The sequence below is a fragment of the Clavibacter sp. MX14-G9D genome (assembly GCF_032917815.1).
Classification (GTDB): Bacteria; Actinomycetota; Actinomycetes; order Actinomycetales; family Microbacteriaceae; genus Clavibacter; species Clavibacter michiganensis_K.
In genome coordinates, this window is record NZ_JAVCVL010000077.1 from 1 (window position 1) to 11,097 (window position 11,097).

An 11,097-nucleotide genomic window follows, 5' to 3' on the forward strand; every position below is an offset into this window, starting at 1 on the left:
GCCCGCCATGCCGGCGGCACCCGCCGCCGAGCCCGCCGCGACCGCCGCGGCCCCGACCACGAAGGCCTACGACGGCCCCCGCGTCCGCGTGATCCACGTCGGCCTCGGCGGCTGGGGCGGGGACTGGGCCCGCAACGCCGTCCCGCCCGTGGACGAGATCGAGGTCGCCGCCATCGTCGACCCGAGCGAGCCGACCCGTGAGCGGGTGCGGACGCTGCTCGGCCTGCCGGCGGGGATCGCGTTCGCCTCGCTGGCCGACGCGCTCGCCGCCGTCGAGGCGGACGCCGTCATCATCACCGCGCCGGCCGTCACGCACGCCCCGCTCGCGCTGGAGGCGCTCGCCGCGGGCAAGCACGTGATCGTGGAGAAGCCCTTCGCGAACTCCACCGCCGACGCGGCCGAGGTCGTGCGCCGCGGGGAGGAGCTCGGGCTCCTCGTGCAGGTCAGCCAGAACTACCGCTGGTACCCGGCGCCGCGGCGCGTGCGCGAGCTCCTCGCCGCCGACGCCGTGGGCGAGGTCGCCACGATCGAGATCGACTTCCGCCAGTGGGACAACGACCAGCCCGAGGGCTACCCGCACTACACGTTCCCCCAGCCGATCATCAACGACATGGCGATCCACCACTTCGACCTGATCCGCATGGTCACCGGACGGGAGGCCGTGCGCGTGTTCGCCCGCACGAGCCGGCCGTCGTTCAGCCACTACCGCGATCCCGCGGTGGCCTCCATGGTCATCGAGCTGGAGGGCGGGCTGATCGTGGACTACCGCGGCAGCTGGCTGCATCGCGGGCCGGCGACGCCGTGGGCGGGCGAGTGGCGCATCGCGGGCGCCGACGGCGAGCTGACCTTCACCAGCCGCGGCGGCGACGGCGCATCGGCCGACCGGGTCGGGATCCGCGACGCCGCCGGATCCGAGCGCGAGCTCGACCTCGAGACGCTGCCGCTGATCGGCCGCGCCGCGGGCCTCCGGGCCTTCGCCCTGTCGATCCTCGGTGGGACGCCCCCGGAGACCAGCGGCCGCGACAACCTCGGCAGCCTGGCGCTCATGGAGGCGGCGGGGCGCTCGGCCGAGTCGGGGGTCTTCGAGGACGTCCGGCACCCGCTGGCGGGGTAGGTCGGTCCGACTCCCTCGCTGACCGGTCGACCGGCTGACCGGCTGGCCGCCGGCAGCGGTGAGCGACCCGCCCCGATGCGGGGCGGGTCGCTCATGGATGGCCATGGCAGCGGATGGTCGCCGCAGTGGCTGTTCCCGAAGTCGGGGATCTTGACGTACAGGTACCGGTGACGCTGCGTGACGCACAGCCCGGCCGTGGAGGCGAGACCGGCGAGGATCGCGGCGCCGGCGGCGAACACGGCCGCGCACGCGACGCTGCCGATGGCCAGGCAGATGACCGCCCCCGTCCCGGCGGGGCTGGTCGCGGCTCCGCCGAGCCCGAGGCCAGCCGCGCTCCGATCCCGGCGAGCCCGCACCGCACGGGGCCCCGTCGTCCGGGCTCGGGCGGCCCGGACGACGGCTCTAGCCGCAGTAGCTGCTGGACACGTTCGGGATCGTCACGTAGAGCGTCGGCCTGCCGAGCTTGATGCACTTGAGGGCCGTGGCGAAGATGTACGCGGCGGACACCGCGAACGCGGCCGCGAGCGCCGCGCAGACGATCTGCGCGTAGTGCGTGCAGACCCCGAAGAGCACCGTCTGCGCGAACGCGCCGGCACCGCCGATGACGGCGCCCGACAGCCGGGGCACCTGGAGGGTCGTCCAGTTGGTGAAGTGCCGCTTGAACCACCGGCCGATCGCGCTGAGGGAGCCCTCGGGGCCGGTCGACGCGGCGATGTCGGACGCGGTGAAGCCCGCCGCCGTCGTCTCGTCGCGGAGGGCCTGCACCTCGGCGGTGATCAGCCGGGTCGCCTCGGCCCGGGTGGGTGCCGGCGCGGTGGGGTCGGCGATGAGGTGGGCCTCGATGTCCGCGTCGACCAGCTGGTCGATGGTGATGCGTCCGGTGACGATGTCCGGGAGGAGGGTGCCCTGCTGCGTCGAGGCGGCGACGGTGGGGGGCGTCTGCCGTTCGGCGGCCTGGGCGGGGGTGGCGGTGAGGGCGGCGAGCACGGCCGCGGTCGTGAGGATCCCGGCGACAGGCGCCCGGCGGAGCCGACCTCCCCTGCGGGACGGAGCGGACGCGACGGGGAGGTGCGGCGGGAGGAGGGCAGGCATGGGGGAGTCCGTTCTGAAGGGGAGGAGAGGAGCAGGGAGGGAGCGCCGGGATCCGGCATCGTTCGCCCGGGAGGAGCCGGCCGACCGGCCGCGGACGCCGCACGGTGCGTGCGTGCTGATGGAGGCAGACGGTATCCGCGCTCGCGTGCCGGCGGGCCCGCACCGCACAGGTGCCGGTCGTCCCGGTGCGCCGTCATGCAGGAATAGCCGGGCGCCGTGCCGCATTGTGATCCGCGAGGCCCGACGTCGTGCCGACCCACCGCCATCGACCGGAGGAACGACCATGACCCTCACCGAGGACACCACCACGCCTGCGACCACCGAGCGCACCGCCGACACGGCCGTGCCGATCGTCCGCGAGCTCGACGCCCGATGGAGCCCGCGCTCCTTCGACGCGTCCGCCACCGTCTCCGACGCGCAGCTCGACGCGCTCCTCGAGGCCGCCCGCTGGGCGCCGTCCGCCAGCAACCACCAGCCTCGCCGCTTCATCGTCGGCCGCCGCGGCACGCATGTGTTCGACACCATCGTCGGCACGCTCGTGGGCTTCAACGCCGCCTGGGCCGCGAGCGCGTCGGCGCTCGTCGTCGCGATCGCCGAGACGTCCACGGTCGAGGGCGACAAGCGCCCGTACGCCGCCTACGACCTCGGCCAGGCCGTCGCCCACCTCTCGGTGCAGGCGCAGGCCGAGGGCCTGCACACGCACCAGATGGCGGGCGTCGAGTTCGGCGAGCTCTCCGCCGCCTTCGACCTGCCGGAGAACCAGGAGCCCCTCACCGTCACGGCCGTCGGCGTCGTCGCCCCGGCCGACGCGCTCGAGGGCCCGCTGGCGGAGCGCGAGACGGCTCCGCGCACGCGCCTTCCGCTGTCCGAGCTGGTGCTCGCCCGCGCGTAGTCCCGCCGCGCACGACGGAGGCCGCCGACCCTCGGGTCGGCGGCCTCCGTCGTGCGCGGGGTCGGTGGTGCGCCGCGTCAGCCCCCGAGGACCCGGCCGATGAGGTCCTGCACGAACGGGATCGCGTCCTGCGCCTGGTCGACGCTCGCGATGGTGGTCGCGACGAGCGGCCAGACGGATCCGACGAGCGTCGCGACCACGGCCGCGACCGCCGCCACCCAGGCGACGACCCCGTTGCGCGTGAGGGCGGCGACCGCCAGCATGGCCAGCCCGACGGCGAACGAGATCACGATGCCCAGGGCGATGAGGCCGGCGGGCACGTCCAGCTGGCCGACGGTGGTGGCGTCCGCGGCGCCGACGAGGCCGAGCGCCGGGAGCAGCACGCCGATCACGACGATCCCGCTCACCACGGCGCCCGTGACGGTCGCGGCCCAGACGGCCCGCGGCCGGCGGCGTCGAGCGCCGTTCACGCGCGCGCTCATCGTCGGGCCCCGGTCCGGGATGCTCGGGTCGTCTCGCTCATGGCTGCTCCTCCTGCGGGTCGTGCGGATGCGGTCGCGGCGCCGGCGCTCCGGTGCCAGGGGCCTCCGGAACGCGTGCGCGTCATCCAGTGGACGAGACCCGGGCGCCGGGTGTCCTCCCGGTCCAGCTGGTCCTCAGCGGGCGGGCCGCGCGCTTCGCCCGCCGGACATGCCGGACGCCGGAGCGGGGCGCGATCGAGGCGGCGGCCCGAGGCGGCGGCCCGAGGTCGGTCGACCCGGTCGCGCCCCCGCTAGCGCAGCCGGGCGACGCCGGTCAACCACCTGGGCGCTCGCCGACGGCGGGTGTGCGCTCGATCCACACCGACCGTTCCGAGGGGGACCATGCGCGCCAACGTCCGACTGATGTTCGTCCTGGCCGCGTTCTTCGTGGTCGCCGGCGTCGCCTACGTCATCTGGAACATCGCCTACGAGGCGCAGGGCCTGGCCACCGACCCGAACAGCGGTCAGGGCGCCTCCGTCGTCGAGTGGGTGGGCACCACGGCCCTGTTCCTCGCGGCCGCGTTCGCCGGGCTCATCGGCTTCTTCCTCCAGCGCGTCCACACGGCCCAGTCGGGCGAGCTGCCGCAGGACATCGAGAGCGCCGACATCGACGACGGCGACCCCGAGCTCGGCTTCTTCTCCCCGCACAGCTGGTGGCCGATCACCCTCGCGGGCGGCGGCGCCCTGGTGTTCCTCGGCCTCGCCGTCGGCATCTGGGTGGCGCTGTTCGGCGGGATCCTGCTCGTCATGGCGCTCGTCGGCTGGACCTACGAGTACTACCGCGGGTGGCACGCGCGCTGAGCGGTCGCAGGTCGCCGTGCCCGCGCGCGTAGGCTCCGGCAGGTGAGCGACATCCTCGAGTACGTCCGCACCTGGCTCGACCACCGCGTCTGGCAGACCCGCGTGCCCGGCGCGCAGGTCGCCGTCGCCCGGCACGGCGAGCTCGTGCTGTCCGAGGCGTACGGCGTCGCCGATCCGACCACCGGGGCGCCCCTCACCCCGGCGCACCTGTTCCGCGTGGCGTCGCACTCGAAGTCCTTCACCGCCACCGCGATCCTGCAGCTCGCCGAGCAGGGCGCCCTGCGGCTCGACGACCCGCTCGGCCGGCACGTGCCGGAGCTCCGGGAGGGGGGATCCGAGCTGGCCGAGGTCACGCTCGCCGCGCTCCTCGAGCACGGCGCGGGCGTGCTCCGCGACGGACCCGACGGCGACCACTGGCAGCACGCGGGCCCGTTCCCCGACCGGCGCCACCTCGTCGCGATCGCGTCCTCGCCGGGCGTCGCGAAGGCCGCGCCCGATACCGCCTTCGCCTACTCCAACGTCGGCTACGCGCTGCTCGGCCTCGTGGTCGAGGCCGCGTCGGGCCTCTCCTACGCCGCCTACCTCACGGAGCGGATCGTCGGCCCGCTCGGCCTCCGGGACACCGCGGCCGAGTACCTGCCCGAGCGCGCGGACGAGTACGCGGCGGCGTCGACGTCGCTGCGCACCTCCCGCGAGCGCACCGTGCTCCCGCACGTGGACACCCGGGCGATGGCCGCGGCCACCGGCGTCACCAGCACCGCCGCGGAGCTCGTCGCCTTCTTCTCCGCGCTCGTGCTGCCCGACGACGAGCGGCTGCTGTCGGCCGCGTCGAAGCGGATCCAGCAGCGGCCGCGCTACGCGACCAGCGCGGATCCGGGCGTCACCCGCCGCTACGGCTACGGCCTCATCCTCGACCGCGTCTCCTCCGGCGCCCCCGAGACCACCGTGCTCGGCCACTCCGGCGGGTACCCCGGCCACATCACGCGCACGGCGGTGGACCCGGCGAGCGGCTGGGCGGTCAGCGTCCTCACGAACGCCATCGACGGGCCGGCCGCCGCCCTCAGCACGGGCGTGCTCGAGCTCCTGCTCGCCGACTCCGCCGCGACCGACGCCGAGCGCGCCGCGGTCGCCGCGCCCTTCACCGGGCGCTTCGCGAACATGTGGGGGATGCAGGACATCCAGGTCGTCGGCGACCGGCTGCTCCGCATCGACCCGGCGGCCGAGCACCCGCTCGACGCCGTGGACGTGCTCGAGCGCACGGGGGAGTCCTCGGCGCGCGTCGTCGCGGGCGACGGGTTCGGATCCGTCGGCGAGGAGGTCACGGCGGACCGCGCCGCCGACGGATCGGTCGACCGGATCCGCGCGGGCGGCGGCATGACGCTGGAGCCGTGGACGCGGGCCTGGGGACCGAGGTCGCGCGGCTGAGCACCGGCGCTCGCACCGGCGCTCGCACCGGCGCGCGCACCGCCGCACGCACCGCCCGGACACCTCCGATCCACCTCCCGGCGGCGTCCGCGTCACGCGCGGTGCCTACGGTTCCGGAGGCCGCCCGGCCGCCCGCACCGACGAGAGGCACCATCATCCGCACCCCGCTCCGGCGTCCCCGCACCCGCACCGCGACCCTGCTGTCGACCACGACCGTCCTCGGCCTCCTGCTGACCGGCATCGGCGCCACCGCGGCGACCGCCGCCGACGCACCGGCCGCGTCCGCGTCGCCGGTCGTCCCCGCGCCCATCGCGCCCTTCGACCCGGCCGTCCTCGACGCGCCCTACCCGTCGAACGCGGTCTACGACTTCGTGCCGATGCTCGACGCGTTCACCGCGCTGAAGGCGACCCGTCCGGACATCATGAAGATGAACGACAGGAAGACCATCACGATCAACCAGGCCGCCACCAAGGCGCAGTCGGCCCGGGCCATCGTCGACCAGTACGCCGACATGTCGATCACCATGTCGGACGGCCTCGGCCGCGACCTCGGCGCGATCTACCGCACGGCGCGCGAGGCGGGCCAGCTCCCCAAGACGGCGGCGCTCCTCGCCAAGAGCGGCGGTCTGGTCGGCAGGTACTCCTCGTCGAACCCGCCGAAGCAGCACTTCGACAACCCGCGGCCCTACGTCGCGTTCCCGCTGATGCTCAAGTACCGGGACAAGGTCGGCGGGAACGCCTGGAACGGCCAGGACGGCTCGTACCCCAGCGGCCACACGTCGCAGGCGTTCTGGCAGGGCACGTCGCTCGCGACGATGCTGCCGGAGCTCGCGCCGCAGATCCTCGCCCGCGCGTCCGACGCGAGCAACAACCGCATCATCATGGGCGCCCACTACCCGCTCGACGTGATGGCCGGCCGCATGATGGGGCAGAAGATCGTGGAGCGCCGCTGGTCGGACCCCGAGTTCCGCACCCTGTTCGAGCAGGCGTCCACCGAGCTCCGCACGGTGCTGGAGGCCAAGTGCGGCGCCGCCCTCGACGTCTGCATCGCGCGCGACAAGCCGTACCTGCCCACCGCGCAGGCGCTGGCGGTCTACGAGCAGCGCATGAGCTACGGCTTCCCGGTCGTCGGCAACCGCGGCGAGCCGATGACGGTGCCCACCGGCGCCGAGTCGCTGCTCATCTCCAGCCACCCGGACCTCACCCCGGAGCAGCGCCGCCAGGTGCTCGCGCTCACCGCCATCGGCTCGGGCGAGCCGCTCGACGCGGGCACCGAGGGCAGCTGGCAGCGCATCGACCTCGCGGCGGCCATGGCCGCGCAGGTCGTCGTCACGGCCGACGGCACGGTGTCGCTGGTCGCGCCCGGGAGGCGCTGACCGGATCCGCATGACGAGGAGGGGCGGGCGGCCACGGCAGCCTGCCCCTCCTGTCGCGCGCACCGTGACGGGCCCCGGTCCGCGAGGACTGCGGGCGACGCTCCACGGGTCGACCCGGGCGGCTCCCCGAGGATCAGCCCGGGCGCACGGCGGACGCACGGCGGCGCCCGCGGAGGAGGCCGATCGCGCAGGCGGCGACCACCCCGCCGACGAGCGCCAGGCCGGAGGAGATGCGCAGGTTCTGCGCGGCGCTGTTGGTGCCCACCCCCGCGACGCGGGCGGCGCCGAGGGCCTGCGGCACGGATCCGGCAGGGGACGCGTCGCCCACGGCCGGCGGCGCCGCGTCCACCTCGCCCGGGACCTCCGTACGGGCATCGGCAGCCGCGTCGTCCGGCAGCTCCGGGGTCGACGCGGGCGCGACCCGGTGCCGCGTCGCCTGCTCGTAGGCGTACGCCATCGCCAGGAGTTCGCCGTCCCGGTGCCGGGGAGCGGCGAGCTCGAGCCCGACGGGCGCGCCCCGCGACGTGAACCCGGCGGGCACGGAGATCGTGGGGATCCCGGTGTTCGCGCCCACGTCGCAGAAGGTGGTCCCCGCCCACTCCGCGGTCGCGCTCGTGGCGCTCACGGGCATCGCCAGGGCGTCGACGGCGTGCTCGACGAAGAACGCGTCCATCGCCGCCTTCCCCGCGTCCTGCGCGGCGACGCGCGCGTCGTACTCGGCGTTGGGCACGTCGGGCTGGCCGAGGAAGTGGGCGATGTCGTCGTCGGTGAGCGCGCTCGGGCGGTCGGCCATCGCGTCGGCGAACGAGAGCACGTCCGCCGGCTCCGTGCGGGCGGCGACGCGCGCCGGCCAGGTCGCCGGGGTCTCGGCGAGGAAGCGGTCGATGGACGGGCGCATGTCCATCCAGCCGCCGCTGCGGAGCGTCCCCTCCACGAACCCGCGCGTCAGCGGCACCTCCACGACCTCGGCGCCCTGCGCCTCGAGGTCGCGCACGGCCTGCTCGATGAGCGCGGTCGTCTCGGCGAGGCCGGGCTTCCCGGGGTCCTCCTCGAACGACCAGCGCACCACGCCGATCCGCTTCCCCGCGAGCGCGTCGGGGCGGAGCCCGGCCACGTAGGCGCCGGTGTCCTGGGCGTCGGCGGCGACCGTGAGCGGATCCGCGGGGTCCCGCCCCGCGAGCACCTCGAGGAGGAGGGCGGCGTCGGCGACGGTGGTGGTGAGCGGGCCGACCACGTCCTGCCGCGGCGAGAGCGGCACGACGCCGGCGGTGCTCGTGAGGCCCATCGTCGGCCGGAGGCCCACGAGGCCCTGGTGCGCGGCGGGCCCGAGCACGGATCCGCACGAGTCGGTGCCGATCCCGGCCGGCGCGTACGCCGCCGCCACCGCCGCTCCCGTGCCCCCGCTGGATCCGCTCGCGCTCCAGGAGAGGTCGTACGGGTTCGCGGTCCGACCGCGCGCGGAGCTCAGCGTGTACGTGCCGTGCCACGCGAACTCGGACATGTTGGTCTTCGCGAGGATGATCGCGCCGGCGGCCCGCAGCCGTGCGACGACCGTCGCGTCGTCCCGGGTCCGGTAGTCCCGGAGGGCCGCGCTGCCGGCCGTGGTGGGCATGTCGGACGTGGCGAGGTTGTCCTTGACGACGATCGGGACGCCGTGGAGCGGTCCGCGGATCGTGCCCGCCGCCCGCTCCGCGTCGCGCTCGGCGGCGGTCGCCAGCGCGGCGTCGTTCGTCGTGATGACGGCTTGGAGCCCGGGGCGGTCGTCGCGCCGGTCGTCGTAGGCGTCGATGCGCGCGAGGTAGGCGCGGGTCAGCGCGACGGACGTGGTGGCTCCCGAGTCGAGGAGCGCCACGGCGTCGGCCACCCCGAGGTCGACGACCGCGGGGGTCGTCACGGCCGCGTCCGCCGCGGGGCGGTCCGCGAGGGCCCGTGCCGCGGATGCGCCGAGGGCGTCGCCGCCGACCAGGAGGGCGACGGCCACGGAGGACGCCGCGACCGCGCGCCCGACGCCGTCGCGCGCGCGGCGGACGCCGGAACGGTCGCGCACGTGCGCGGGACGGCGTCGGCCAGCGGCCATGCGGGGTCCTCCAGGTGGGGGAGAGGTGTCTCCCCAGTCTGGGAACCGGGTGTTGCGAGGGCGTTTCGGGCGCGGGACGATCCCGCGTCCCGGTGCCGCGCGGCGGCGGGCAGGAGCCCCATCCGCCGGGTCAGCGCTGCTTGGGGAACACGATCCAGAGGATCAGGTACAGCAGCACCTGCGGACCGGGCAGCACGATGGAGAGGACGAAGATCAACCGCACGAGGAACGCGCTGATGCCGAAGCGGTTCGCGAGGGCGGCGCAGACGCCGGCGATGATCTTGCCGTTGCGGGGACGCATGAGGGTGGCCATGCACCGAGCATGCCAGGGGCGGCTGCGACGGTGCCGGGCGCGCGCCCCCGTCGTGGCGGTCCGTGCGCGGATCGGCTCGTCGCCGCATGCCACCTGGGCGCTCCGTGGGAATGCGTGCGATTCCTCGCATGCCGGAATTAGCGTCGATGGATGAGGATCCGAAGCCTGCCCCTCGTCCTGATCGCCTCGTCCACCGTGGTGCTGAGCTCGTGCACGGCGCCGGACGGGGGCGATGCCGTCCCGTTGCCGGCCCCGACGGCGGTCACGACGACGGAGCCCACGGCGTCCACGGAGCAGGCCGGCGCCGATGCCGACGCGTCCTCCGCGGAGACCGCGCTCGTCGCCGACTACCTCGCGGCCGTCGCGGCGGGCGACGCGGCCGCCGCGTGGGAGATGCTCACGCCGGAGGCGCAGGAGTCCGCCGCGTCCTTCGCGTCGTACTCCGGGGCGTTCGGGCGGCAGGGCACCGTGTCGCCGGAGGAGGCGGAGCGGCTGCGCGCCGTCGAGCCGTCCGTGGCGGAGGGCCCCGAGGGGGCGTTCACCCTGGTCTCCGCCGTCGACCGCGACATCGCCGACGCGTGGATCGTGCGCGACACCGAGCAGGGCCTCCGGCTCGACGACCACGTGGTCCCCGCGACCGGGGCGACGCCGTACGAGTGGCGGAACCCCGCCGCCGGGCCCGAGGAGTCGAGCGGCCCGACCCCGCCCGTCGACATCGCCCAGCCGATCACCCTGTCGTTCGCCGTCCCCGAGGGCGACGGCGGGCTCGTCGGCTTCCCGGAGGCGGCGTGGGCCTGGGTCGACGGCGCGGAGGTGCCCGTCGAGGTGGTGGGCCGGTCGGCGAGCCGGGAGCTCGTGCTCGACACGACCGGGTGGAGCGACGAGGACGACGGCCGCGACGCGGTCACCGTGGTCTGGCAGGTCGGTCCGGACTCGCTCGCCTGGCGCAGCACGACCGTCGCCGCCTGATCCAGGTCGCCGGTCGGGGCCGCCGGCCGAGCCGTGGGCTGGGCTGCGGGCTGGCCGTGGGCGCTCCGCGGCGCCGTCCCCCGGTCGAATCCGACGGCTTCCCGAGAGTCCGTGACGGAGACTTTGGGCCCAAACCCATGGTGCGATACTCGAGGGGACGAGCCGGGGCTCGGCGTGTGCCCGCGGTGCCGCGGATCACGGGCGGCTCCGTGCCGCGACGCCGTCGGAGCCCCCGGAGACCGGGAGGAGCCCATGGACCTGCATCGATCGGCGCTGACCGCCGACGTCGTCGCCGCGCTGCACGCCGCGCGCGACCGCACCGCGTGCCTCGACCGCGTGCTCGCCGCGCTCCTGTCCGCCTCGTCGGCCACGGGAGCGGCGGTCGTGCTGCCGCGCGCCGCGGGGGTCGTCGTCGCGGGGGAGAGCGGGCCCGTGCTCGGCGCCCTGCTCGCGACGGCGGATCCGGCCGGCGTCGACGCCGAGGAGGCCGACGTCATCCGAATCCCCCTGGCCGAGC

The 11,097-nt window shown here is 75.5% G+C and carries 10 protein-coding genes and 1 pseudogene; 7 read left to right on the plus strand and 4 right to left on the minus strand.

The window, feature by feature from the left end; genetic code table 11:
* Positions 1 to 1,114: Gfo/Idh/MocA family oxidoreductase (locus Q6969_RS08210; protein ID WP_317229992.1), on the plus strand; the 1,114-nt coding region annotated here is incomplete at its 5' end.
* Between the two features lie 402 nt (positions 1,115 to 1,516).
* On the opposite strand, the gene Q6969_RS08215 is transcribed toward Q6969_RS08210, so the two are convergent.
* Positions 1,517 to 2,206, minus strand: a complete 690-nt coding sequence (locus Q6969_RS08215; protein ID WP_317229993.1) for a hypothetical protein — start codon at positions 2,204 to 2,206, stop codon at positions 1,517 to 1,519.
* 283 nt (positions 2,207 to 2,489) lie between these two features.
* Between Q6969_RS08215 and Q6969_RS08220 the strand changes: the two genes are divergently transcribed.
* On the plus strand, positions 2,490 to 3,098 hold the full coding sequence (locus tag Q6969_RS08220) for a nitroreductase family protein (protein ID WP_094116618.1): 609 nt from the start codon (positions 2,490 to 2,492) through the stop codon (positions 3,096 to 3,098).
* A gap of 77 nt (positions 3,099 to 3,175) precedes the next feature.
* Here the strand turns inward: Q6969_RS08220 and Q6969_RS08225 are convergent, their stop codons facing one another.
* Positions 3,176 to 3,568: a hypothetical protein gene (locus Q6969_RS08225; protein WP_317229994.1), complete on the minus strand. Its 393-nt coding sequence runs from the start codon at positions 3,566 to 3,568 to the stop codon at positions 3,176 to 3,178.
* Positions 3,569 to 3,961: 393 nt separating this feature from the next.
* Here Q6969_RS08225 and Q6969_RS08230 point away from each other — a divergent pair, with 393 nt between their 5' ends.
* From Q6969_RS08230 to Q6969_RS08240, 3 genes are all read left to right on the plus strand, one after another.
* Positions 3,962 to 4,420, plus strand: a complete 459-nt coding sequence (locus Q6969_RS08230) for a cytochrome c oxidase subunit 4 (protein WP_317229995.1) — start codon at positions 3,962 to 3,964, stop codon at positions 4,418 to 4,420.
* A gap of 42 nt (positions 4,421 to 4,462) precedes the next feature.
* The gene (locus Q6969_RS08235) at positions 4,463 to 5,845 is read left to right on the plus strand and encodes a serine hydrolase domain-containing protein (protein WP_317229996.1); all 1,383 of its coding nucleotides are present in this window, start codon (positions 4,463 to 4,465) and stop codon (positions 5,843 to 5,845) included.
* Positions 5,846 to 5,946: 101 nt separating this feature from the next.
* Complete coding sequence (locus Q6969_RS08240) at positions 5,947 to 7,221, plus strand: phosphatase PAP2 family protein (protein WP_317229997.1); 1,275 nt, start codon at positions 5,947 to 5,949, stop codon at positions 7,219 to 7,221.
* A gap of 133 nt (positions 7,222 to 7,354) precedes the next feature.
* Here Q6969_RS08240 and Q6969_RS08245 read toward each other — a convergent pair whose 3' ends face one another.
* On the minus strand, positions 7,355 to 9,298 hold the full coding sequence (locus tag Q6969_RS08245; RefSeq protein WP_317229998.1) for an amidase family protein: 1,944 nt from the start codon (positions 9,296 to 9,298) through the stop codon (positions 7,355 to 7,357).
* 130 nt (positions 9,299 to 9,428) lie between these two features.
* Positions 9,429 to 9,611 (minus strand): PspC domain-containing protein, encoded by a 183-nt coding sequence (locus Q6969_RS08250; RefSeq protein WP_094116614.1) that lies wholly within the window; start codon positions 9,609 to 9,611, stop codon positions 9,429 to 9,431.
* Between the two features lie 150 nt (positions 9,612 to 9,761).
* On the opposite strand from Q6969_RS08250, the gene Q6969_RS08255 reads away from it, so the two are divergent.
* On the plus strand, positions 9,762 to 10,580 hold the full coding sequence (locus Q6969_RS08255) for a hypothetical protein (protein WP_317229999.1): 819 nt from the start codon (positions 9,762 to 9,764) through the stop codon (positions 10,578 to 10,580).
* Positions 10,581 to 10,832: 252 nt separating this feature from the next.
* A pseudogene (locus tag Q6969_RS08260) lies at positions 10,833 to 11,097 on the plus strand (hypothetical protein); the annotation flags it as partial.